This window comes from Sphingomonas floccifaciens (assembly GCF_042681125.1).
Lineage (GTDB): Bacteria > Pseudomonadota > Alphaproteobacteria > Sphingomonadales > Sphingomonadaceae > Sphingomonas > Sphingomonas floccifaciens.
This window is the reverse complement of sequence record NZ_JBHUFC010000002.1, coordinates 555927-578199: the sequence shown is the minus strand read 5'-3', so window position 1 is coordinate 578199 and position 22273 is coordinate 555927. Positions and strand designations below refer to the sequence as shown.

Here is a 22273-nt window from a genome sequence, read left to right as displayed (position 1 = left end):
CGCGGGCGTGATGGCACACCCGCGGCATCGTCTTTGTCTGCGGCTTAGCGCTGCGGCGCCGTGGGCGGCGTTGGTGGCAGCAGGGGAGCGGCTTTTGCGGCACTCGCAGGGGGCGGCGGCGGAGGGGCGATGCCCGGCACGCCAGCGGCTTCACCAACCGGCGGGGGCGGCGGAGGCGGCACGGCACCCGCACCGCCTGGACCTCCCGGCATCGGCGCGCATCCGGCCGGCGGCGGCGGCGGGGGACCATCGCGACCGGGGCCGCCGTGCGGACCCGGACCGCGCGGACCGAGCGCGCGCGGCCCCACAGCAGCGACGCGCCCGTTCTGGTCGACCAGATAGCTGGCACGCAACTGTCCCTCGTCGTATCGGCCCTGCACCATCACCGACTGTCCGACGCTGACCGTCCCGCGCGCCTCGCGACCCGCGGCGACCATCGCGCGCCCGCTGCCGTCCTGGAGGACGAAACGGTCGCCATAGACTTCGGCAACCCGCCCCTTCACCGTCACCACGCCGCTCGATGCCGCCAATTTGGCAGCAGGCGTCGCCACCGTCGGCGCCATTTCCACATTGGGACGCGTCGCCTGGACCGCCCCCGCCCCGCCGGCTGCGCCCAGCGCGACCAACACCGCGGCACCGGCGGCCAAGGCCGCGCGGCTGTTCTTCATCGTTCGAAAGTCGACCATCGATCTGCTCCTTGCTTGTCGATAGACCGGTTTGTACGCCCACCCTGCCACCGCCCGACTGAACCCGGACGTTCAGGTTCGGTTTAAGAGAGGGAGGTAGCCGCCCGCCATGCGCATCCTGCTGATCGAGGACGACCCGGATCTCGGCCCCGCCATCGCCCGCGCGCTGCGTGCCGAGCATTGTGCGGTCGACCTGTTCGCCGACGGCATCGACGGCGGCCATGCCGGCGCGACCGAAGCCTATGACGCCGCGGTGCTCGACATCGGCCTGCCGGAGAAGGACGGCATACACGTCCTGCGTGACTGGCGGACAGACGGACGCGATCTGCCCGTGCTGATCCTGACCGCGCGCGAAGCCTGGTCGGACAAGGTCGCCGGGTTCAAGGCGGGGGCTGACGATTATCTGGTGAAACCCTTCCGCGTCGAGGAGCTGGTCATGCGGCTGCGTGCGCTGGTCCGTCGCGCTGCGGGCCATGCCGCCAGCCGAATCGACTGCGGCCCCCTCGCCTTCGAGGCGCAGACCGGGCAGTTCGAACTCGACGGCCTTCCGCTGAAGCTGACCGCGCTGGAATGGCGCGTGTTGTCGGCGCTGATGCTGCGCAGGGAAGCGGTGATTGATCGCCTGGAATTGATGGAGCGCGTGTACGAAGGGGATGCCGACGTCGACTCGAACAGCCTGGAGGTCATCGTCGGGCGGCTGCGCAAGAAGATCGGCGCGACGTTGATCGAGACGGTGCGCGGCCGCGGCTACCGTTTGACCGCGAGCGCGCTGGCGTGAAGCTGCTGCCGACATCGCTGTTCGGGCGAATGTTCGTGCTGTCGCTGCTCGCGACGCTGGCGGCCCTGGCAATCGCGGGGATCGCGATCGGCGGCATCATGCAGCGATTCGTGATCGAAGGCGTCGACGCGCGGCTGGGCGACCGACTGACGGCACTGGAGAGCGCGGTCCGGCCCGATGGGGGAATCGACAGTGCGCAACTCACGCGGTTGACGACGCGCATCGCGCCCGAAGAGCCGTGGCGGGTCGATCTTCCCGGTGGGCAGACGATCGGCGCGCAAGACCTGATAGCTCGCGACGATCATCGCCTCGGCCCGCCCCTGCCCCTCGGACCGCCTCTGCTCACATCCAACGATGCCCGCCCATTCGAGGCGCGACTGGCTGATGGCCGAAGGGTGCATGGCCTGACCGCCGTCGTCGTGACCGCAGCCGGCGAGGCACGCGTTGCGGTCGCGGTCCCGCGCGATCGAATCGACCGGCCGGTCTTCGCAGCCCTGATGCCGCTCGCGATATCGCTGCTGGTCCTCGGGCTGGCGCTCGGCAGTGCGGCGGTCGTCCAGTTGCGGTTGGGCCTGCGACCTCTGGCGAAGCTCCAGGCCGCGGTCGAGGCGATCCGTCGCGGCCAGGCGACACGCGTCCCGGAGGACGTACCCGACGAACTGGCCCCCCTCGCGCGCGAATTGAACGCTCTGGCCGCCGATACCGACACAGCGCTGGCGAACGCGCGTGCGTCCGCGGCCAATCTTGCGCACGCGTTGAAGACGCCGGTGGCTACGCTCGGCCTGCACCTCGCCGGCGATGCGATGGCGCAGGCGCAGCTGTCACGGATCGACGCGACGTTGCGGCATCATCTCGGACGTGCGCGTACAGCGGCGACCGACCGGCGCGCGGCGACGCTGCTGGCACCGGCGCTGAACGATCTGGCGGCGACGGTGGCGCGACTGCATGGCGGTCGCATCGCGATCGAGGTCGACGCGCCTGACGACCTATCCGCATCGATCGGCGCGCAGGATCTGGACGAACTCGCCGGCAACCTGATCGACAATGCCGCCCGCCACGCCGTGACGCGCGTCACCGTGATGGCGCAGGCCGAGGATCGGGTCATCCACCTAAGCATTGCCGACGATGGCCCCGGCATCCCCGCCGCCGACCGGCTGCGCGCGACCGCACCGGGCACGCGGCTGGACGAGCGGGGCGACGGGCACGGCTTCGGCCTGACCATCGCGCGCGAACTGGCCGAACTGCACGGCGGCGCCCTGACGCTCGATGATGCGCCGGGAGGTGGCCTGCTGGCGCGGGTCACCTTACCGCGGGCAAGCTAGGACCTGCCCAGCCGCCCCCCTGCCCGTTACCGCTCCGCGACCTTAGCCGGCCAAGTCACCGGCTGCTGCGTCTGCGGATTGAAAACACCGCCCGGATAGCGCGCCGAGGCCGCCGCGGTCAGGTCCTTCTGGGTCAGGAACTGGCTCGGCTCCAGCGCCAGCACGTCGAGTCCTCGCGAGATTTCGGTGCCGTAGATCTTGCCGCGATAATAATAGGCCGACCAGAAGCCGCCCAGCACCATCTGCTCTGCGTCGATCGGGCCGCGGTCGAAATAGGCGATTTCGCGCGGGTTGGCGCTGTCGGTGAAGTCGACGACCGAGATGCCGCCCTGATACCAGGCCTGGACGAACAGGTCGCGACCGGGGACCGGCACGATCGATCCGTTGTGGGCGACGCAATTTTCCTTGTCGCCCTGTGGCGCCGGCAGCTTGTACGATCCGCGCCGCACCAGCTTGCGATCGACGATGTCGTAGATCGCGTCGGCGCCATAGCCCTTCGGATCATAGGCACGGCACCGCGGGCGCGCGCCGCCGCCCCATTCGTCGGTGAAGATCACCTTCGTCCCGTCGTTGTTGAACGTCGCCGAGTGCCAATAGGCGAAGCCGGGATCGTTGACGGCATCGATCCGCTTCGGCTTCAGCGGGTCGGAAATGTCGAGCAAGATGCCGTTGCCCGAACAGGCGCCCGCCGCGATCTTCTTCGATGGGAAGACGGTGATGTCGTGACACTGATCGGTGCGATAGGTGTCCTGCGTCCCCTCCCCGTGATCGCCTCCGCGCCACAGGCCAGCGATCTGGCCGGTGCCTTCGTCGGCGAACACGCGCGGCCGGTCGACGATGCGGGCGGCGGACGGGTTGGCGACCGGGATCTCGATCACGTCGATGCTGAATAGCGCGGTGCGCGCATCGCCCGGCACGTCGCCGATGCAACCGGCCAGTTCCTTTTCGTCACGAACCTCCGCCGTTCCCGAATTATAGATGACGATCCGCCGGTCGTCGGACGAGACGATCGAGTGGGTGTGGCTGCCGCGGCAGGTCTGGACCTGGCCGACCTGAACGGGTCGCGTTGGATCGGAGATGTCGAAGATGCGCAAGCCGCGGAACCGGTCCGGGCTCGCCTCCGCCGCGACGCCCTGCAGCCCGCAATCGACGCGGCCGCGGGTTTCCTCCACCGACATGACGAGCAGCTTGCCGGCGATCGAAATGTCGCCCTGCCCGCCCGGGCACACCACCGAACTCATCAGAGCGGGCGTCCCATTCGCGCCCAGCTTGTAGATGTTGAAGCCGTGGTAGCTGCCGGTCACCAGCATGTCGCCCGAGAAGGCCATGTCAGTATTCCAGAAGCTGAGCAGCGACCCGCGCTGGCCGAACTCCGGCGGCGCGGCCTCGGCACCCGGCTTGGGCGGCGGGGCACCGTCCTTCGGCGGCACGCGCGGCTGGAGCCCGCCGGGGTTGGCGGGGTCGAAGAAGCCTGGCGGCTTTGGCAGCGAGGCGACCAGCCGCATGTTCCACTGTGCGATGCCCGGCTTGGTCAGCCCGGCGGCAAGTGTCGCGCGCGGATCGCTGGACAGCCCGCCGAGCAGCGCGCCCATGCGGTTGATCTCCGCCTGCTGCTCGGTTCGCACGTCGTTGGCGAACTGCGCCATCACCGGGTCATAGGCCGATCCGGGATGCGACAGCAGATCACGGACCATCGTCAGGGCGCCTTGATGATGCGCGATCATCAGCGTCAGGAACTGGCGGTCGAACTCGGTGCCCTTCGCGGCGGCAAGCGCGGCAAGCTGTTCCGGCGTCGCCATGCCCTTCATCGCGATGGTGCCGCCCATGCCGCCTGCCATCATATGGCCCGCATGATCGCCCGATGCGCTCGCGGCCGTCGGCACGGCCTGGCCGCGGCTGGTCAGCCATTCTCGCATGAACGTCATCTCGTCGCCTTGCGACGCCTGGATGCGGTCGGCGACCTTCACGATGTCGGGCGTGTTGGTGCGCGTCTTGACGAGCCCGACCATCTCCAGTGCCTGGGCGTGATGGGCGATCATGTTGCGCATGAAGGCGACGTCTTCGGGGGAATAGCGGGTGGCGGCGATCTTGCTCGCATCCGCCGCATTCAGCGTGCGTGGCGCACCGCCCGGAGCACCGGGCTGAACGATGGGCGCCTGTTGCGCGCTCGCCACCCCGATCATCGTCACAGCGACGAGGCTGCCGCAAGCCAGCCAGCGCGTCCGTCCGTTCCGCATATCCACCCCCTGATCGTTGTCGGGGTCGATAGTACCGCGTGGCGGTCGATTGGAAAGGGCCGAATGCGCCGGCTGTAGCTAGGCCGAATCGACAATCAGCGCCGATCCTCCCCTGCAAGGGGAGGTGGCAGCGCGCAGCGCTGACGGAGGGGTGTCGCGCTCTCGATAGCGGGACACCCCTCTACCACCGCTTCGCGGCGGTCCCCCTCCCCTTGCAGGGGAGGAAAGTTCGACTGTCGATTCGCCATCGCTTTACTTCACGCTCGGCGGTGGGAGCACGCGGTCGATCGGGAAGATCACGCCATTGCGCGTCGCCACCGGCTGGCCGACCAGGCGCGGGGCGTCTGCACCAGAGCCGACGACGATCGCCTCACCCTGTTTGCGCAGTGTCAGCGGCTGGCCGCCGACCGTCGCCAGCTGAACGGTCCCGTCCTTGCGCGCCAGGCCCTGGTTGATGTCGGCGAGGCCGATATAGCCCGGCGCTATATGCTGGCGCAGCAGTGCAACCAGTTGCGGCCGACCGTCCGCGCTTTCCAGCCGCTGGCGATCCGCCTCCGGCAGTGCCGCGACCGCCGCGTCGGTCGGCGCGAACAGCGTGTAACTGCCCGCTCCGCCGAACATCCGGTCGAGGCCGGCCTGCTTGACCATCCGGCTGGTCGCACCGACACCCTTGGCATCGCCCAGCGCGTCGAGCATGCTCGGCTGATCGGCGGCGGCGACGGACGTGTTGCCGTCCGGCACCTTGTCCTTGCACGCCGCCAGTCCAAGCGTCGCCAATCCCATCGCGGCCAGCGTGGCCGCCATTTTCGCCCGCGTCATGCGCGTCCCCTTCTCGCTTGCCATGTCAGCCCAACAGTTCGCTTACGGCGCGCACCAACTGGGTGCTGGGGTCGACGTCGTAGACGTAACCGTCGCTGTATCGGTACATATGGTCGGCATCGTCGGCGAAGCGGTCGCGGTACTGGAGCGGTACGTTGTACAGGTCGTAGCCGACCGGCATCCGCTGCCCGACGCCCCAGGCATCGCCGGTCAGCAGGCCAGCGATCGAATCGATCCGGTTCGATCCCGGATTGACCGCGAAGATCGCGTCGTCGGCGTAGCGATAGTCGTAGTTGCCATCATACCCCGACCCGTAGAACCGGTCGTAATAGTCCGGCACCTGATAGTCTTTATACTGCTGCGGCCAGCTGTTGCCGTTGAACAGCCCGCCGCCGAGCAGGGGGATAAACGCCGAGATCAGGCTGCCCAGTCCGCCCCCGAGGCCACTGCCCAGACCGCCCAAACCGCCGAGGCCGCCGCCATCACTGCCGTCGGCGTAGCGGTAGAGGTAACCGTCGCCATAGCCCCATTCATAATCGTCGTTCTGATACTGCACCGGATACCAGTCGGCCCAACCGGTACCAGGCTGGAGCCGACGCAGATCGCGCGGCGCGACACAGGCGTCACCGCGCGGGGTCAGGCCGGGTGGGCAACCGTAGCTGACGGGAATGGCATGGTCGCGCTGGTTCCAACGATAGCCGTCGCCCTCCCAACGACGCGAGGCGAAACGGGCGGCAGGCGCTCCGGCGTCGAATGCAGGGCCGCGATCATCCGGCCCCTTGCCGCGCGGGCCTTCGCCCTTCCATTCACGATCGCCTTTCCGGTCGGGGCCGCCTTTTCCGGCCGGACCGCTTTTCCAGTCCGGACCGTCTTGCGGCGCCGCTCCGGGGCCCCAGTCGCCGCCGTTCCGCGCGACATCGGGACCGCGTTTCCATTCGCCCTTTGCTCGATCCGGCCCGCCGCGACCGCCCTGCGGCCCATCCGGCCCGCCATCGCCACCCTTTCGCGCGACATCCGGACCGTTTTTCCACTCGCCTCTTACCCGGTCCGGACCGCCGGGGCCGCCCTTCGATTGGCCGCCAGGACCGCCGCCCGGACCGCCCTTCGGTGCTCCACCCTGCCCACCGGGACCGCCGCCCTTGCCGCCGGGCGGACCGCCGCCCTTTCCTTCCTGGCTCATTGCCGGAGCAACCAACGCCAGCGCCGCTACGCCAGCTGCGAGACACAGGGTACGCATACACGCTCTCCATCGATACGGATCAATGGAACGCGGTCGTTACGCTGCTGTTCCCCGCGAGGTCTGGCTCAGGACCCGCCCAGCAGCAGGACGATCGGTACACGCAGGGTGGTGCGCACGTCGGTCGCGTCCTCGGTCGCGCCGACCTCCACCGCCCAGTTGATGCTGGCACGATCGGTCGCGCGATAGGTCACGCCGAACAGGAACCGCCCGACCTGCAAGTCCCGCGACCGCGTCTCGCGCTCGCCGGGCCATGCCGCACTCGGCTCCAGCAGACGCGTGCGGGTGCGGGTGCCGAATGCCCAGCTGTGCGCGTAGCCGAGGTTCAGCGTCGTGCGCTGGTTGAACGCGATGCCGATGCCCGCGCTGGCGGAAATCGAGTCGCCGGGGTCGACATAGGTGATCGCGATCGGCGGGATGCGCGTGTCGACCGACTTGCCGATATTGTAGGTGTAGCCGAGCGTCCCGAACAGCACGACCGGATCGGTCGGCAGGATCGCGGTCGCCCCCGCCGAGATGCCGTAGAACCCCGCTCCCGTCGCTGCCCGGATCGCACGGCCGACCCCGTCGCGCGGAATGGCGAACGGGTCGCTGCCGGTCGGGACGACGCCTTGCAGGTTGGCGATGACATAGGGCCGCCCGCGCCCGCCATCGAGCAGCTGGTACCGCGCGCTCAATTCCAGGTCGCCGATCCCCTGGCCCTTCACCGAATTGTCGATGGTCGCCGCGGAATCGTTCATCGTCGAATTGGCGATCGGCGCGATGATCGACGTGTCCGCGCGATAGATATAGGGCAGGCGGATGCCGACCTCCAGCCGGTCGGTCACGCCGCCGCGCACCGACGCGGAGGCGGTCAGCACGTCCTGGCGATTCTCGTTGATGTCGAACACGCCGACCAGCACCGCCTCGACCAGTTCGATCCCGCGGAAGATCGCGCGATTGCGGTCGGCACGGGCATAGTCGAACTGCACTTCGGCCGTGATCTGGTTGCGGCGGGTGACGACGCTGGCGGCATTGTCGAGCACGGCAAGCTGGATCGGCTGCTCGACATCCTCCGGCGCCTGCCCGACACGTTCGAGAGGAACCTGCTGCGCCGCCACCGGGTCGCCTGGACTGGCGCCCGACGCCCCTTGCGCCGCCTGGATCGCGCGGCCGGGAGGGATCGACGGCAGCGATCGTGCGTCGGCGACGGCACGCTCGTTGCTGTCGAGCCGCGCGCGCAGTTCCGCGATCTGCGCTGCCTGCGCTTCGATCTGCGCGGATTGCTGGCGCAGCAACGCCATCGCCTGGTCGAGCTGTGCCTGGACGCCCGACCGGGCCGGCGCGGCACGACGCTGAGCCGCCGCGGGCACGGCAAGCGACAATGCGGTGGTGGCGAGCAGCGCGCTTGCGGCGAACCGGGCGCGCATCACCGCAGCCGCCCGGCAAGCGCGTCGAGCGCGACGCCCTGCGTTCGGAACAGACTGGACCCGATGACGTCGGGCGCAGCATTGCCGACCTGGATCGCGACGCTGGTCTGCGTATCGATCGCGCGGTCGTTGGCGGTGTTGGCGATCGCCGAGCCGAACGCTTGACCGGCGACATGCACGATCATCAGGTCGGCGCTGTCGATCCGCGCCGTCTTCACCCCGCCGCGCGCATCGATGGCAACGCCCGATCCCGCGCCGGCCTCGACCAGCCCGGCCGGTATGTCCCCGAGATCCTGCACGCCGCCGCTGCCGACCCCGACGCTGTTCGCCAGGCCCGGCGTCACGCGAATGCCGGTGCGGTTGTCATAAGTGATCGTGGGATTGGCGGCGGCGGCGCGCGGATCGGCGGCGGTCCGTTCGATCGCCACGCTGGTTCCGGCGCGCGGGACATAGGCGACCAACGTCGGGGCGCCCTGATCGATCTTGAAGACGGTGCGCAGCGCGATCTGGCCGTCGATCGCGGTCTGGGTCTGGACGGTCATCGCGATGTCGATCCCGCTGGGCAGGCGAAACCCGCCGCGCATGCCGGCCAGTTCGTCATCCGAGGCCACGGGCGCGGTGAATACCGCCCCCACCCCCCAGAACAGCAACGCCGCCGGCAGGCTCATCAGATGTCTCCGTAGCTGGGGGCGGTCAGCATCAGCGCCTGCTGGCTGACCGGATCGGTGAAGGGACCGCCGATCGGCGCGCGGCCATAGGCGAGCCACTGGCCGGGGCGGTTGAACCGCGCCTTCGCCAGCGCCTGATCCTGACCGATGACGAAATAGATGCCGTTCCAAGCCGCCTGGAACTGGTCGCGCGGCATGACGGTCAGGCCGAAGGACGGATCGCCCAGCAGCACCTCGTGCTTCGTCACGCCCTTCACGACGACGAAATGGCGGTAGTTCTTGACCGCGATGAGCGCGATGCCGGGAATTCCGGTTGTCGCGATCTGTTCGAGCGGCACCTTATAGCCATCCGCTTCCAGCCCCCGGCTCGCCAGCCAGCGCTTCATGTCGAGGAGGGAGAAGCCGACGCGGCGGATCTGCTCGCGGTCGCCGCGTGCCCACATGCCGCGGAACGCCACCGCCTCGGTTACGGCAAAATCGTAGTGGTGCCGCAACAGGGTCGCGAGCGCTGCCGATCCACAGCTGAAGTCATATTGCTGGCGGATCACGCCGATGAACTTGCGCTCCTCGACCGTCCCCACCGGCAGCACGACATCGCCGACCGGCGAACCGGCGGCGACGAAGCGCGGCCCCTCGGCGACCGAGCCCGTGCATCCCCCGACAACCAGCGCCAGCGGCAACAAAAGCCCCGCTCGCCTCATGGACGCGGCGGCATGATCGCGATGTTGACGTTCATCGCCGCGTTGATCGCGACATTGTTGCCGGTGTTGACGTTCAGGATCGACAGGCCGGACAGGTTTTGCAGTGCATTGTCGGCGATCCGCGCGTCGCCGGTGCGGACATTGTCGCCGACGCTGTTGTGCGAGACGCCCGCGACCTGATCGGCCATCGCGTGCTGCGCGATATCCTCGCGCCCTGCGATCGTGCGCAGTTCGGCATCGGCGATGGTCTCGACCGCGGCGAAGACCGGCGGCGTGACCGGCGGCGCGTCTTGGGCGACGGCCGCCACCGGCAGCAGCAGTGCCGACAGGATCAGCGTGGAGCGAAGCGGGGACTGGACGAGGGTCATTTCACGGTCCTTTCGCATCGGAGAAAAGGTGGCTGGCGACGGAGCCCCGTCGCCAGCCGGTTCCAAGGGCAACAGGGGCAGCCCTTAGAAAGCGACGTCCCGGGTCCGTACGGCGACGCTGACGCTGGCGTTCTGCGATGCGCCGACGCCGGTGTTCTGGTTGAGTGCCTGCATGCCGGCGAAGTTTTGGAAGGCACTACCGCCGTTGCGCAGGCTGTTGTCGGTCGACGTACCGTCACCGTTCGAGCCCTGGAAGGTAACGCTGACGCCGGTGACATAGCTGGACAGTGTCGACGATGCGACGATCGCTCCGTCACCGAACACGTTCGACGTGGATGCGGTGCCGGTCTTGCTCGACGTGTCCGACCAGCTGTTGGTCGAGTTGTCGTTGCCGCTGTCGCGAGTCGTGACCGAGTTGTCGGTATTGGTCGAATTGTCCGACCGGTCCGAATTGTCGCTATTGTCGCTGTTGTCCGAGTTATCGGTCACGCGGCTGCCGTTGTTAGCGGCGAAGCGCCCGCCCGATGCCGAGCTGTTGTCCGACTGATCGCGGCTGTCGGTCGACGAGCGATCCGAATTGTCGCTGTTGTCGTTGTAGCTGTCGGTCGCATTGTTCGTCGTGGTCGTCGAATTGTCCGAACGATCGCTGCTGTCGCTGTTGTCGTTGCCGCTGTTGCGCGTCACCGAATTGTCGTTGTTGCTGGCGTTCGTCGAGCTGTTCGAGCGATCAGAATTGTCGCTGCTGTCGTTGTTGCTCGCGTTGGTAGAATTGTTCGATCGATCCGAATTGTCGCTGCTGTCGTTGTTGCTCGCATTCGTCGAGTTGTTCGACCGGTCGGAATTGTCGCTGTTGTCGTTGTTGCTGTCCGCCGTGCGCGTGGTGGTCGTCGTGGTCGTCGAATTATCCGACCGGTCGCTGTTGTCGCTGGCGTCGGTCATCACCGAATTATCGTTGTTGCTGTCCGACGTGCGCGTCGTCGTGGTCGTCGAATTGTCCGAACGATCGCTGTTATCGCTGGCGTCGGTCGTCACCGAATTGTCGTTGTTGCTGTCCGACGTATTGGTCGTGGTGCGGGTGCGCGTCGAGTTGTCCGAGCGGTCGCTGTTGTCGCTGTTGTCGTTGCCACTGTCCGACGTCGTGGTCGTCGTGCGGACGCTGTTGTCCGACCGGTCCGAGTTGTCGCTATTGTCATTCCCGCTGTCGGCGGTGGACGTCGTGGTCAACGTCGACGTGGTGGTCGAATTGTCGGAGCGGTCCGAATTGTCGCTGTTATCGGTCGCGGTGTTGCCGCTGTCGGAGATGGTGCGCGTCACCGTGGAATTGTCCGACCGATCGGAATTGTCGCTGTTGTCGGTCATCGTCGAGCTGTTGCGCGTCGACGCGTCGTTATAGCTGTCGGTCACGGACGCGTTGCTGGTCGCGCTGGAGCCACCGGCTGCGGCATTCTGGCCGGCACCTGCGGAGGTGGTGGTGGTCGGCGTGGGAGTGGTCGATTGCGCCATTGCGGTTGCCGGCGCGACGATCAGCAGGGCGGCGACGGAGCAGGATTCGAGAAGATGGGATTTCATGGCGTGGGGCATCCTTCCTGATCAGGTTCGCCACGTCACGCTCTCGGGCGGGGTCGGCCGGGATCGAGACGGAGCGGCGCCGGTTTGGCACCCTTGCCTTGTCACCCGCTTCGCCTGCGCAAAGCTGCCCCGGAACGCGACTTGCCGCCGCCCCCGGATGGCATAACCACCCACCCCTATTTGAGGGTAAGGATGAAATTCGTCTGGCAGGCAGGCGTCGTCCGCACCGAACTGCGCAGCAGCAACCCGACGAGTTCGCCCTGGCGCTTCGTCTCGGTCTTCAGGAAGATATGCTTGAGATAGGACCGCGCGCTCTGTTCGCGGACGCGCATCGCTTCGGCCGCTTCCGACAGGCTGGCGCCGCCGGCGATCAGCCGCGCCAGTCGCGTCTCGACCGGGGACAGGCCGTAATGCTTGCACACCGGATCGACGAGCGCGGCAAGGTCGGTGTCTGGATCGAACAGGTGGACGATGACGCTCCCCCCGCCCGCCGTCCCTGCCGCCACCAGCGCTGCCATCAGCGCACGGCGCCCCGGTCGCGGGAGCGCAATGACCGGCGCCTCCGCATGGCCTGCGTCTACACCGTCAGCCGCGGCGACATGCGCGATCGCAGCCTGAAGCCGCAGCGTATCGCCGAGCCGCCCCGCCGCCAGCCGCCCGCCGGTCGTTCGCACGCCGTCACGCTGGCCGAGCATCGCCTGTGCCGCGGCATTGCCGAACAGGATCGAGGCGGTTTCGTCGACGATCACCACGCCGACGTCGCTGTGATTGACCGCCGCCGTCAGTCCTTCGAGCTGGGCCGCCACCCGCAGCCGCTGTTGCCACAGGCGGAAGAAGGCGGAGACCAGCGGGGCAAGCCGCTGCGCCACCTTGCGCGCCCGCCCGCGCGTCGCTTCGCCGATCGTTCCGAACAGCGTGGTGATGGTGATGCGCCCGGTCGCCGATGCCTCGCCGACGACGCGGGTCGTCAGGACGCCCGCGGTCTCATCATCCTCGAGTGCGATCGTCGTCCACGCCGCCCCGGCGCCAGTGTCGAGCAGGGCGTCGTCCGCCACCGCCAGCAGGCTCCGCTGCGTCGCGCTGCATCCGGCGTGACGCCCCATGAAGAACAAGGCGGCGGTGTCGCGGTCGGGTTCATGCAGCGCGACCAATATGTCGTCAGCCTCGCATTCCTGCGCGACCACCCGCGCCAGATCCTCGATCAACCCATCGCTCGGCGCGACCGGCGGCGCCTCAGGTTCGGCGGCTGGAACAGTCCAGATCAGCTGCGGTCGCGAACTGTGGTCGATCGGCGTGACGGACATCGGATCGGCACCTTTTGCTCAAGAGCTGCGAGACTTCGAAGACGGCAACTTCAGTGCGACCCGCGATTACCCAAACCGGTCCTTCGACCACAAAACCAAGGCAACCGCGCGTCGCCAAAGATTGACGAGGGATTAACCGTAACCGTTTAATCATGCACCATTGCCGACGCACATCAATACAAACCCGAATTTACCTTAACTTGAGTTGTGTTTTTGTAATAAAAAGCGCCGACTTTTGTTGTTTCGAAGAACGTGCCGACCACACACTTTACTTGCGCAAAAGTTCCACTCGGGTCGCGCTGCTTACATTGACCGTACGTTACCGGCGCCTCGGCGGGGCCATGGTGTCGCGCCGGTCTTTGCGGCATCATGCTTGCGGTGACAGGGGTTCGGCTTGATCGCTTCGCTATGACAGGCATCCGCGCGGGCAACCGTTGCGGGGCACGATCGCGTGGCTGACGCCGACGGCTCCGATCCGGCGCTGGTCGCCGCAGCGCAAGCCGGCGACCGGGCGGCATTCGACGCCCTGCTGCGCCGCCACTATGACCGCATTCACGGTCTGGCATGGCAGATGATCGGATCGCGCGCCGATGCCGACGACATCGCGCAGGATGTCTGCTGCACGCTCGCGACGCGGATCGGCGAGTTCCGGGGCGAGGCCAAAGTCACGACCTGGATCTGCCGCATCGTGGTCAACGCCTGCCACGACCATCGCCGCCGCCGGCGATCGTTCAAGGGGCTGACCGAGCGGCTCGGTGTCCTCGCAGGCCTGTCGCGCGCGCCGGACGGTCGCGACCTGCACGATGCGGTCTGGATGCGCAGTGCGGTCGCGCGACTGAAGCCCGCCTATCGCGACGTCGTCGTGCTGGTCGCAGGACAGCAGCTGACCCACGCAGAGGCCGCAGCAATCCTGGGCATCGCGGAGGCGACCGTGTCCTGGCGCCTGCACGAGGCCCGCCGCCTGCTCGGGGGCGATGCCGATGCGTGAGCGCGCGAATTATTTTTCGGGGCGATCAAAGGATATCCGCCCAAGCGGCGTCCAAGGATCGGGCGGGCAATGTCGCGCCGCCCTAGCCAAGGATCCTGCCATGTCCCGATACCGCCCCGCGATCGCCATCGGACTGACCGCGCTGCTGCTCGCCTCCTGCGCCAATCCGGGGGTGCCGACAGCCGTCGCCGGGCAAGCGTCGGCCGCCGACCCGAGTGCGCCGCCACCTCCCCCGCCGCCTCCGCCGCCACCGCCGCCACCGCCGCCACCGCCGGCCGCGATGGCACCGCCCTCGCTCATGGCCCCGTCCGCGATCGTCGTGACCGGAAGTCGCATCGACGGCCGCAACGTGATGCCCCGCCTGCCCGCGCCCATCGGCCGCGACAAATTCACCGCAACCACGCCGAACCCGTTCAAACAGGTCGCCGCCGAACCGGTGTCGACCTTCTCGATCGACGTCGACACCGCCTCCTATTCCTTCGTCCGCGCCGCGCTGACGCAGAACGTGCTGCCCCAGCCGGCCACGGTCCGAAGTGAGGAGATGATCAACTATTTCCCTTACGACTATGCCCCCGCAAAGTCGGCCGACCGCCCCTTCACATCGGATGTCGCGGTGTTCCCCAGTCCCTGGACCGCGGGCCGCAAGGTCGTGCGGATCGGGATCAAGGGCTATGCCGTCCAGCCGGCCCAGCGCCCGCGCGCGAACCTGGTCTTCCTGATCGATACGTCGGGATCAATGCAGTCGCCGAACAAGCTGCCGCTGCTCAAGCAGTCGCTGGGGATGCTGGTCGACCGGCTCGACGCGCGCGACCGTGTGGCGATCGTCGCCTATGCGGGCTCGGCCGGCACCGTGCTGGAGCCGACGCCGGCAAGCGAGAAGGGCCGCATCCTCGGTGCGCTCGAACGCCTGTCAGCCGGCGGCAGCACGGCGGGCGCGGAAGGCATCCGGCAGGCCTATGCGCTGGCGAGTGCTAGTTTCGATCCGAACGGCGTCAACCGCGTGATGCTGGCGACCGATGGCGACTTCAACGTCGGCATCACCAGCCAGGACGAGCTGAAGGGCTTCGTCGAGCGGGAGCGGGAGAAGGGCGTGTTCCTATCCGTGCTCGGCTTCGGCATGGGCAATTACAATGATGCGCTGATGCAGACGCTGGCGCAGAATGGCAATGGCGCCGCTGCCTATATCGACACCATCGCAGAGGCGCGGAAGACCCTGGTCGACGAGGCGACGTCGACGCTGATCCCGATCGCCAAGGACGTAAAGATCCAGGTCGAGTTCAACCCTGCGACCGTCGCCGAATATCGCCTGATCGGCTATGAGACCCGGATGCTGGCGCGCGAGGATTTCGACAACGACCGCGTCGATGCCGGCGACGTCGGATCGGGGCAGTCGGTCACCGCCCTCTACGAGATCGTTCCGGTCGGCGGCACGCGCACCTCGGGCGACCTGCGCTACGCTAAGGCGGTCGCGGCTCCGGCGAAGGCGGGGGCAAGCGAATATGGCTTCGTCAAGATCCGCTACAAGCTGCCGAAGTCGACGACCAGCCGGCTGATCTCGACCCCGATCAACCGGTCGCGCGAAGTCGTGCGCTTCGCCGACGCCCCGCGTGATGCCCGCTTCGCGACCGGCGTCGCCGCGTTCGCGGAACTGCTGCGCGGCGGCAAATATAGCGGCGACATGAACTACGACCGCGTGCTGAGCATCGTGTCTGCCGCCCGCGGCGACGATCCCTATGGCTATCGCTCGGAACTAGTCCAGCTGGTGCGGGCGGCCAAGATCGCGCCCGCGCTGCCGCCGCTGGAGCGATAAGTGACCCGGCGGGTCGAGAGCGGCAGCACAGGCCGCCCGCAATCGACCCGCCCGTGAATGGAGGTATAGACGAGGACGATGCCCCACTGCCGCCCCCTTCCCCGCCGAGCGACGCACGGTGTCCGCGCGCCGGCGCCGCGTCGGGGGCGGTGATGGACGACGACCGGGATCTCTCACGGCTCCTGCCCCCCGCCCCGCCCCCGCGCCCGGATCGGCGCGAGCGGACGATCGCCGAGGCCACCGCGCGCTTCAGCGGAGCGGCGTTGCCCGAGCCGCCCCCGGTAGCCGCGCCCCCGCGACGCTGGTCGCTCGGGCGGCCGCAGATCGGCGCGTTGGTGACGGCAGCGCTGGTGGTCACCATCGGCGTGCCGGTCTGGCTGTCGGGCGATATCCAGACCCCGCCCGCGCCCCCGCGCACGGAACAGGCGGCCCCATCGGTACGGTCGCAGCCGGCGACGCAACCTGCCAAGCCAGCTCCCCTCATCACGCCACGCCCGGAGAGCACAGCAACCGCACGTGCCGAGGTCGGAACGACGCCCGTACCGACACAGGCCGCCCCCGCGGCTGCACCGATGGCTGCCATCGAAGCACCGCCGCCACCCGCGCCCGCTGCGCCTCCGCCCCCTCCCCCTCCTCCTCCGCCTCCCCCGCCTCCGCCGCCTCCGCCCCCCCCTCCGCCGCCACCCCCGCCGGCGGCACTCGACGACTCGGACTCATCGATCGTCGTGACCGGCAGTCGCGTGGTCGCGCGCCCGCCGGCCCACAGCGCCCGCTCAGCAACAAGCGATCGAACGTGGAGCCATTGCACCGTGGACGACCCGCGCCGCAGTCTCGCTGCCTGCAGCGCCGCGTTCGGCGGGTCCGCGCCGGGCGCAGCCGGCCGTGCGCAGGCGCTGGTCGCCGATGCGGTGACGCAGGCCTGGCAGGGGAATGACGACGCCGCACTCGCCACGCTCGATCGCGCGGTCGACGTGGCGCCGATCTCCGACGCTTTCCTCAACCGCGCGCTCCTGAAGCTGCGGCGCGGCGACGATGCCGGGGCGGTTGCCGATCTCGATCGCACCGTCCGCCGCGCGCCGAAAGACGCCCGCGGATACTACTACCGCAGCGAGGTCCTGTCCCGCCTGGGCAAGACCGCACGCGCGAAGGCCGACGCGGCCCGTGCGGCTGCGCTCGACGCCGATTCCCCGCGCTGACCTTCATGTAACGGACGGTCGCGCCGATGCTCGCGGCCGCGTGCGCGGTAGCCACAGCCGCGGACGCAGCGCTTCAGACGCGCCCGCCGCCCGGAGCCATGAACACACGCACCGCAGCGCCGCCCAGCTCGCTGTCGCCGATCTCGATCCGCCAGCCATGAGCGACCGCGATCTGTCGCGCGATGTTCAGCCCGATGCCCGTCCCGCTCGCCCGGGTCGTGAAGAACGGCAGGAAGACATCGCGCCGCACCGCTATCGGCACGCCCGGCCCATTATCCTCGACCGCCGCGACCGGACCGTCAGCGGGATCGTTGCGGATTGACAGGCGGACGTGCGGAGCCGGCCGCTCGCCGCTCGCCTGCGCGGCGTTGCGCAGCAGGTTGATCAGCAACTGGGCCAGCAGGTCGGGGTCGGACGCCAGCGTCAGCCCCGGGTCGGCTACGACGTCGAGCCGGTGGTCGAGCCACTCGACCCGGAACAGCCGCTCCAGTTCGGCCACAAAAGGACCAGCGGCAAACTCCCGACCGCGCGGTTCGGGCAGGCGGGCAAGCGTCCGGTAGCTGTCGATGAACCGCCGCATGCCCTCCGCCCGCCGCGCGAGGGTCATCACGGCCAGCCGCGCTTCCTCCAGATCGGGCGTTTCCTCACCCAGCAGCACGGCCGTCGTACCGGCAAGCGAGGTCACTGGGGTCAGTGAATTCAGGATCTCGTGGCTGAGCACGCGGACGAGGTCGACCTGCGTCCCCATCTCGACCGCATCCAGTGCGCCCTGCACGGGCTCAACCGCGACGACGCGGACCGGATGGCCGAGCCGCGCGACAAGCCCCGCTCGGACGATCGCGCGCTGCGTGCCCCCGGCCAGTTGGAGTGGGACGATCGCCTGGGCCACCGCACCCGATCGCGACAGGCAGTCGAGCAACGCGTCGCCATAGACCCCGAACGCTGTCACATCCGCGCCGTCATGACGATCGAACAAGCGGCGCGCCGCCTTGTTCGCCAGGGTCACGCTCCGGCGCGCATCGACCGTCAGCAACGCGACCGGCAGGTCATCGATCATCGCTTCGAGAAAGCGCAGCTCGTCCGCCACGCGCCCCCGCTCCGCGCCCAGATCGCGCAGTGCATCGTTCATCGCTTCCGCCAGCAGGCCGAAACTGCCGCCGGACCGCGTATCGAAGCGCATCGCGACATCGCCGTGGCGCAGCCCCTCGACGAAATGCGCGATCAGCCGGTTCGTCCGCTCGACATGTCGGACAAGTCCTACGAACGCACCGACAGCGGCCAGCGCGATCAGCAGCGTCACGGCGTGGAGGTCACCCCGCCCCACCGCCCACGCCAGTGCGACGAGCGTGGCGAGCAACGCCACGACCAATCCGGCGAGCACGCCGGCGAAGCGACGGTCAAAGGCCATGCTTCTCCATCCGCCGATAGAGCGCCGCACGCGACAGCCCGAGCTCGGCGGCAGCGCCCGAGATATTGTAGCCATGTTTGCGCAGTGCTTCCTCGACCAGCCGCCGCTCGACGCGGTCGAGGTTCAGGTCGGCACTGGCCGCAGGCACCACGGCTTCGGGCGCGATGACGCGCGCCGGCGGCGTGAGCGCGAAGTCGTCCGGCGTCAGCGCGGCATCGCGAGCCAGAATGACTGCGCGCTCGATCGCGTGGCGCAACGCTCGCACGTTGCCGGGCCAGTCATGCGCGACCAGCGCGTCGAGCGCCGCGGGGGTCAGACCCGGCGGGGGTCGACGATAGCGCTCCGCATAGAGCGCGAGATAATGGTCGATCAGCGCGGGGATATCGGCGCGACGCTCGCGCAAGGGCGGCAGGTCGATCTCGACCGTATTCAGCCGGAACAGCAGGTCCTGCCGAAACTGGCGCGGGTCGCGCAGCATCTCCGGCGTCAGGTTGGTTGCGGCGATCACACGGATATCGACCGGCACCGGGCGGTTCGATCCGACCGGTGTCACCACCCGCTGCTCCAGCGCCGTCAGCAGCTTGGGCTGAAGCGCGAGCGGCAGGTTGCCGATTTCGTCGAGAAACAACGTGCCCCCGTCGGCCGCCTGGATGCGCCCGACCCGGTCGGTTCGCGCATCGGTGAAGGCGCCCTTCACATGGCCGAACAGTTCGGAATCGATCAGATTGGAGGCGACCGCGCCCAGATCGACCGTGACCATCGGCTTGGCGGCGCGGAGCGACTGGCGGTGGAGTTCGCGCGCGACCAGTTCTTTGCCGGTGCCGTTCTCGCCCAGCACCAGCACATTCGCATCGGTCGGCGCGGCGCGTGCGATCAGCGAATGGACGCGTGCCATCGCCGGAGCCTGGCCGATCAACGGCGTTTCGCCTGCCGGACGCGGTACCGATCCCGCCCCCGGGGAGGCCGCGGATCGTCGCGAACGGCTGAGCGCGGCAGCCGTGCGGACGGTCGAGGCCAGACGGTCGTTGCTCCACGGCTTGGACACGAAATCGGTCGCACCGCGCTTCATCGCTTCGACCGCTACATTCACCCCTGCGTGGGCGGTGATCATCACGACGATCAGCTGCGGATCGGTCGCGAGCAGCCGGTCGAGCAGCGCCAACCCCTCCGCCGCGTCGGTCGCACCCCGGGCGAAATTGGCATCGAGCAGCACCACGTCCGGCGCCCGCGCCGCGACCAGCGCCACCGCCTCTTCGGGCCGGCTGAGCGTCACGACCTCGCGGAACAGTCCGCGCAGCACGAGACGCGCGGCGACGAGGATATCCTCGTCGTCATCGACGACCACCGCCAGCTCGTGCTCCGCCCCCTGCTTCATCCCGTTCGATTCCGTACAGCCTGTATTCGAAACCGGACAATCAATTCTTGTGCCAAACATGATTGGAATCCTCCCCTGCAAGGAGAAGATCATCCCACCCTTGCCACGCACTTGAACTGGCACACCTCCTGCAAAGCCTCGGCCATGCAACACGCCACACCGAGGACCGACATGGCACATAGTCCGAAAGGCCAGATCCTGCTGCTCGCGGCACTGGTGCTGCTTTGCCGCCTGACGCTGGCTTGGTCGCCGCTCTCCCTGCTCCCGGGCTGGCAGGTCAGCGTCGAGCTTGCCTCGCTCGACACCACGATCGGCACCGTCCGTATCCGGACAGCAGTGTCCGAAATCGGACAGGTCCGCCTGACCGGGCCCGCGCGATGACGGTGCATCTGGCATCGACCGATACCGCGCGCGCGAGCGGGGCGGTGAGCGGCAGCGGGATGGACCGGGTGGTTTCGACCCGGCGGCTGCCCAAGTGGCTGCCGTGGGCGGCGGGCGCGATCGTACTGCTCGCGCTCGTCGGGCTGTTCTGGACCTATGCCCCACGCGGCACCACACAGACCGTCGCGACCGATCGCCTGACGATCTCGACCGTCACCAACGGCAATTTCGAAGACTTCATTCCCCTGCGCGCCCGCGTGACGCCGCTGTTGACCGTCTATCTCGACGCGATCGAGGGCGGTCGGGTCGAGCGCATCCTAGTCGAAGACGGCACGATGCTGGCGGCGGGCCAGCCGATCGTCGAGCTGTCGAACGCCGAGCTGCAACTCTCCACCCTCGCCCGTCAGACCGAAGTCGAGCAGCAGATCAACAACATGCGCTCGCAGGAGCTGGCGCTGGCGCAGACCCGCCTGTCGAACGAACGCGCGATCCTAGAAGCGGGCCTCGCGCTGCAAAAGACGCAGTTGCAGTACAATCGCGAGCGCCCGCTTGCCGAGCGGGGCTTCTTGACGGCCAAGCAGTTCGCCGATACGGCCGCGCAGCTCCGCTACGAGGAACGCCGCCTCGCCGCCCTTCGCCGGGGACAGTCGAACGACGAGCGGCTCCAGTCGAGCCAGCTAAGCCAGCAGCGCGCGTCGATGGGATCGATGCGCTCGGGCCTGTCCATCGCCCGAGCCAATCTCGACGCGCTCAACCTGCGCGCGCCTGTCGCGGGGCAATTGTCGGGCTTCAACCTGCAAGTCGGCGAATCGCTGGCCCGCGGACAGCGGATCGGTCAGATCGACAGCCCGGGCCGCAACAAGCTGAAGGCGGGCGTCGACGAATTCTATCTCGGCCGCGTCCAGCTGAACCAGCGCGCGACCGTCGAGCGCGGCGGCAAGCGCTACGACGCGCGGATCGCGAAAATCTATCCGCAGGTGCAGAACGGCCAGTTCCAGGTCGATCTGGTCTTCACCGGCGCCGAACCCGCCGACATCCAGCGCGGCCAGACGCTCCAGGCGAAGCTGACGCTGGGCGATCCGACGCCGGCGAAGATGATCCCGAACGGCGCCTTCTACAACGAAACCGGCGGCGCATTCGTCTTCGTCGTCGCACCTGACGGCCGCTCGGCGGTCAAGCGTGCGGTTCGCCTCGGCCGCCGCAACGATGCCGCGATCGAAGTGCTCGACGGGCTCGATCCCGGCGAACGCGTCATCACGTCCCCCTACACCGGGTTCGCCGACAAGGATCGGCTCGACCTCTCATCGGCAAAGGAATGACCATGCTTCACATGCGCGCCCTATCCCGCGTCTATCGCACCGACATGGTCGAGACGACCGCGCTCGACGCGATCGACCTCGACATCGCCGATGGTGAATTCGTCGCGATCATGGGGCCATCGGGTTGCGGCAAGTCGACTTTGCTGAACCTGATGGGGATGCTCGATACCCCAAGCAGCGGATCCTACGTCTTCGCCGGGCAGGAAGTCGCCAATCTTCCCGAGGCAAAACTGGCCGCGGTGCGCAAGGCGAGCATCGGCTTCATCTTTCAGAGCTTCAACCTCGTCGACGAACTGACGGTGCGCGAGAATATCGAGCTTGCGCTCCTCTACCACGACGTCCCCGCCGCCGAGCGCCGCCGCCGCACCGACGACGTCATGGACCGCGTCGGCATCGCCCATCGCGCCAAGCACCGCCCCAGCCAGCTGTCGGGCGGGCAGCAGCAGCGCGTCGCCGTCGCCCGCGCGCTGGTGGCCGAACCCAAGCTGATCCTCGCCGACGAGCCGACCGGCAACCTCGACACCAACCACGGGGAGGAGGTGATGCGGATGCTCCAGACGCTGAACGCGCAGGGCTCGACCATCGTCATGGTCACCCACTCGCCGGCCCATGCCGACTTCGCCAGCCGCGTCGTCAACATGCTCGATGGCCGCATCCTCCAGGAACGCCTGCGCGCCGCCTGACCCCTTTTCCTCCCG

The 22273-nt window shown here is 68.3% G+C and carries 21 protein-coding genes; 8 read left to right on the top strand and 13 right to left on the bottom strand.

The window, feature by feature from the left end:
* Positions 1-44 precede the first annotated feature (44 nt).
* Positions 45-686 (bottom strand): hypothetical protein, encoded by a 642-nt coding sequence (locus tag ACFSC3_RS05620; protein ID WP_380939417.1) that lies wholly within the window; start codon positions 684-686, stop codon positions 45-47.
* A gap of 109 nt (positions 687-795) precedes the next feature.
* Between ACFSC3_RS05620 and ACFSC3_RS05615 the strand changes: the two genes are divergently transcribed.
* Together ACFSC3_RS05615 and ACFSC3_RS05610 are read left to right on the top strand one after the other, a co-directional pair.
* Positions 796-1464: a response regulator gene (locus ACFSC3_RS05615; RefSeq protein WP_380939416.1), complete on the top strand. Its 669-nt coding sequence runs from the start codon at positions 796-798 to the stop codon at positions 1462-1464.
* Positions 1461-2786, top strand: a complete 1326-nt coding sequence (locus tag ACFSC3_RS05610; RefSeq protein ID WP_380939415.1) for a sensor histidine kinase — start codon at positions 1461-1463, stop codon at positions 2784-2786. Before ACFSC3_RS05615 ends, ACFSC3_RS05610 begins: the two co-directional genes overlap by 4 nt.
* A 26-nt stretch (positions 2787-2812) precedes the next feature.
* Here ACFSC3_RS05610 and ACFSC3_RS05605 read toward each other — a convergent pair whose 3' ends face one another.
* The 9 genes from ACFSC3_RS05605 to ACFSC3_RS05565 all read right to left on the bottom strand — a co-directional run bounded on the left by ACFSC3_RS05605 (position 2813) and on the right by ACFSC3_RS05565 (position 13098).
* On the bottom strand, positions 2813-5023 hold the full coding sequence (locus tag ACFSC3_RS05605; protein ID WP_380939414.1) for a DUF305 domain-containing protein: 2211 nt from the start codon (positions 5021-5023) through the stop codon (positions 2813-2815).
* Between the two features lie 252 nt (positions 5024-5275).
* Positions 5276-5842, bottom strand: coding sequence for a fasciclin domain-containing protein (locus tag ACFSC3_RS05600; RefSeq protein WP_380939413.1), 567 nt, complete (start codon positions 5840-5842; stop codon positions 5276-5278).
* A 25-nt stretch (positions 5843-5867) separates the two neighbouring features.
* Entirely contained in the window at positions 5868-7079 is a 1212-nt protein-coding gene (locus ACFSC3_RS05595; RefSeq protein ID WP_380939412.1) for a hypothetical protein, read from the bottom strand.
* A gap of 68 nt (positions 7080-7147) precedes the next feature.
* The gene (locus ACFSC3_RS05590; RefSeq protein ID WP_380939411.1) at positions 7148-8488 is read right to left on the bottom strand and encodes a transporter; all 1341 of its coding nucleotides are present in this window, start codon (positions 8486-8488) and stop codon (positions 7148-7150) included.
* Entirely contained in the window at positions 8488-9156 is a 669-nt protein-coding gene (locus ACFSC3_RS05585) for a hypothetical protein (RefSeq protein WP_380939410.1), read from the bottom strand. Before ACFSC3_RS05585 ends, ACFSC3_RS05590 begins: the two co-directional genes overlap by 1 nt.
* Positions 9156-9857, bottom strand: a complete 702-nt coding sequence (locus ACFSC3_RS05580) for a C39 family peptidase (RefSeq protein ID WP_380939409.1) — start codon at positions 9855-9857, stop codon at positions 9156-9158. Before ACFSC3_RS05580 ends, ACFSC3_RS05585 begins: the two co-directional genes overlap by 1 nt.
* Positions 9854-10225, bottom strand: a complete 372-nt coding sequence (locus ACFSC3_RS05575) for a hypothetical protein (protein WP_380939408.1) — start codon at positions 10223-10225, stop codon at positions 9854-9856. Before ACFSC3_RS05575 ends, ACFSC3_RS05580 begins: the two co-directional genes overlap by 4 nt.
* A gap of 84 nt (positions 10226-10309) precedes the next feature.
* Positions 10310-11794, bottom strand: coding sequence for a hypothetical protein (locus tag ACFSC3_RS05570; protein WP_380939407.1), 1485 nt, complete (start codon positions 11792-11794; stop codon positions 10310-10312).
* A 176-nt stretch (positions 11795-11970) separates the two neighbouring features.
* Positions 11971-13098 (bottom strand): helix-turn-helix transcriptional regulator, encoded by a 1128-nt coding sequence (locus ACFSC3_RS05565; RefSeq protein WP_380939406.1) that lies wholly within the window; start codon positions 13096-13098, stop codon positions 11971-11973.
* Between the two features lie 451 nt (positions 13099-13549).
* Between ACFSC3_RS05565 and ACFSC3_RS05560 the strand changes: the two genes are divergently transcribed.
* Positions 13550-14086 carry an RNA polymerase sigma factor gene (locus ACFSC3_RS05560; RefSeq protein ID WP_380939405.1) on the top strand — a complete coding sequence of 179 codons (537 nt, stop codon included), beginning with the start codon at positions 13550-13552 and terminating at the stop codon, positions 14084-14086.
* Positions 14087-14186: 100 nt separating this feature from the next.
* A complete protein-coding gene (locus tag ACFSC3_RS05555; RefSeq protein ID WP_380939404.1) occupies positions 14187-15896 on the top strand; it encodes a vWA domain-containing protein in 1710 nt (569 codons plus the stop codon).
* Positions 15897-16379: 483 nt separating this feature from the next.
* Here the strand turns inward: ACFSC3_RS05555 and ACFSC3_RS05550 are convergent, their stop codons facing one another.
* Positions 16380-16613 (bottom strand): hypothetical protein, encoded by a 234-nt coding sequence (locus tag ACFSC3_RS05550; protein ID WP_380939403.1) that lies wholly within the window; start codon positions 16611-16613, stop codon positions 16380-16382.
* A 92-nt stretch (positions 16614-16705) separates the two neighbouring features.
* On the opposite strand from ACFSC3_RS05550, the gene ACFSC3_RS05545 reads away from it, so the two are divergent.
* On the top strand, positions 16706-17092 hold the full coding sequence (locus ACFSC3_RS05545) for a tetratricopeptide repeat protein (RefSeq protein ID WP_380939402.1): 387 nt from the start codon (positions 16706-16708) through the stop codon (positions 17090-17092).
* 73 nt (positions 17093-17165) lie between these two features.
* Here ACFSC3_RS05545 and ACFSC3_RS05540 read toward each other — a convergent pair whose 3' ends face one another.
* Positions 17166-18500, bottom strand: a complete 1335-nt coding sequence (locus tag ACFSC3_RS05540) for a sensor histidine kinase (protein WP_380939401.1) — start codon at positions 18498-18500, stop codon at positions 17166-17168.
* The gene (locus tag ACFSC3_RS05535; RefSeq protein WP_380939400.1) at positions 18490-19875 is read right to left on the bottom strand and encodes a sigma-54-dependent transcriptional regulator; all 1386 of its coding nucleotides are present in this window, start codon (positions 19873-19875) and stop codon (positions 18490-18492) included. The genes ACFSC3_RS05540 and ACFSC3_RS05535 overlap by 11 nt, the downstream gene beginning before the upstream one ends.
* A 171-nt stretch (positions 19876-20046) precedes the next feature.
* On the opposite strand from ACFSC3_RS05535, the gene ACFSC3_RS05530 reads away from it, so the two are divergent.
* From ACFSC3_RS05530 to ACFSC3_RS05520, 3 genes are read left to right on the top strand one after another with little or no spacing between them, the layout of a single operon-like run.
* Positions 20047-20256 carry a hypothetical protein gene (locus ACFSC3_RS05530; protein WP_380939399.1) on the top strand — a complete coding sequence of 70 codons (210 nt, stop codon included), beginning with the start codon at positions 20047-20049 and terminating at the stop codon, positions 20254-20256.
* On the top strand, positions 20253-21575 hold the full coding sequence (locus ACFSC3_RS05525) for an efflux RND transporter periplasmic adaptor subunit (RefSeq protein ID WP_380939398.1): 1323 nt from the start codon (positions 20253-20255) through the stop codon (positions 21573-21575). Before ACFSC3_RS05530 ends, ACFSC3_RS05525 begins: the two co-directional genes overlap by 4 nt.
* Before the next feature lie 2 nt (positions 21576-21577).
* Positions 21578-22258: an ABC transporter ATP-binding protein gene (locus ACFSC3_RS05520; RefSeq protein ID WP_380939670.1), complete on the top strand. Its 681-nt coding sequence runs from the start codon at positions 21578-21580 to the stop codon at positions 22256-22258.
* Positions 22259-22273 lie beyond the last annotated feature (15 nt).

Bases quoted from the DNA above. Each gene is read 5' to 3' on its own strand.
- ACFSC3_RS05600 (WP_380939413.1), bottom strand. From the start codon at position 5,842: ATGACGCGGGCGAAAATGGCGGCCACGCTGGCCGCGATGGGATTGGCG.
- ACFSC3_RS05550 (WP_380939403.1), bottom strand. From the start codon at position 16,613: ATGAGTCCGAGTCGTCGAGTGCCGCCGGCGGGGGTGGCGGCGGAGGGG.
- ACFSC3_RS05570 (WP_380939407.1), bottom strand. From the start codon at position 11,794: ATGAAATCCCATCTTCTCGAATCCTGCTCCGTCGCCGCCCTGCTGATC.
- ACFSC3_RS05530 (WP_380939399.1), top strand. From the start codon at position 20,047: ATGGCACATAGTCCGAAAGGCCAGATCCTGCTGCTCGCGGCACTGGTG.
- ACFSC3_RS05585 (WP_380939410.1), bottom strand. From the start codon at position 9,156: ATGAGCCTGCCGGCGGCGTTGCTGTTCTGGGGGGTGGGGGCGGTATTC.
- ACFSC3_RS05605 (WP_380939414.1), bottom strand. From the start codon at position 5,023: ATGCGGAACGGACGGACGCGCTGGCTGGCTTGCGGCAGCCTCGTCGCT.
- ACFSC3_RS05540 (WP_380939401.1), bottom strand. From the start codon at position 18,500: ATGGCCTTTGACCGTCGCTTCGCCGGCGTGCTCGCCGGATTGGTCGTG.
- ACFSC3_RS05555 (WP_380939404.1), top strand. From the start codon at position 14,187: ATGTCCCGATACCGCCCCGCGATCGCCATCGGACTGACCGCGCTGCTG.
- ACFSC3_RS05615 (WP_380939416.1), top strand. From the start codon at position 796: ATGCGCATCCTGCTGATCGAGGACGACCCGGATCTCGGCCCCGCCATC.
- ACFSC3_RS05580 (WP_380939409.1), bottom strand. From the start codon at position 9,857: ATGAGGCGAGCGGGGCTTTTGTTGCCGCTGGCGCTGGTTGTCGGGGGA.
- ACFSC3_RS05535 (WP_380939400.1), bottom strand. From the start codon at position 19,875: ATGAAGCAGGGGGCGGAGCACGAGCTGGCGGTGGTCGTCGATGACGAC.
- ACFSC3_RS05595 (WP_380939412.1), bottom strand. From the start codon at position 7,079: ATGCGTACCCTGTGTCTCGCAGCTGGCGTAGCGGCGCTGGCGTTGGTT.
- ACFSC3_RS05525 (WP_380939398.1), top strand. From the start codon at position 20,253: ATGACGGTGCATCTGGCATCGACCGATACCGCGCGCGCGAGCGGGGCG.
- ACFSC3_RS05565 (WP_380939406.1), bottom strand. From the start codon at position 13,098: ATGTCCGTCACGCCGATCGACCACAGTTCGCGACCGCAGCTGATCTGG.
- ACFSC3_RS05575 (WP_380939408.1), bottom strand. From the start codon at position 10,225: ATGACCCTCGTCCAGTCCCCGCTTCGCTCCACGCTGATCCTGTCGGCA.
- ACFSC3_RS05620 (WP_380939417.1), bottom strand. From the start codon at position 686: ATGGTCGACTTTCGAACGATGAAGAACAGCCGCGCGGCCTTGGCCGCC.
- ACFSC3_RS05590 (WP_380939411.1), bottom strand. From the start codon at position 8,488: ATGCGCGCCCGGTTCGCCGCAAGCGCGCTGCTCGCCACCACCGCATTG.
- ACFSC3_RS05520 (WP_380939670.1), top strand. From the start codon at position 21,578: ATGCTTCACATGCGCGCCCTATCCCGCGTCTATCGCACCGACATGGTC.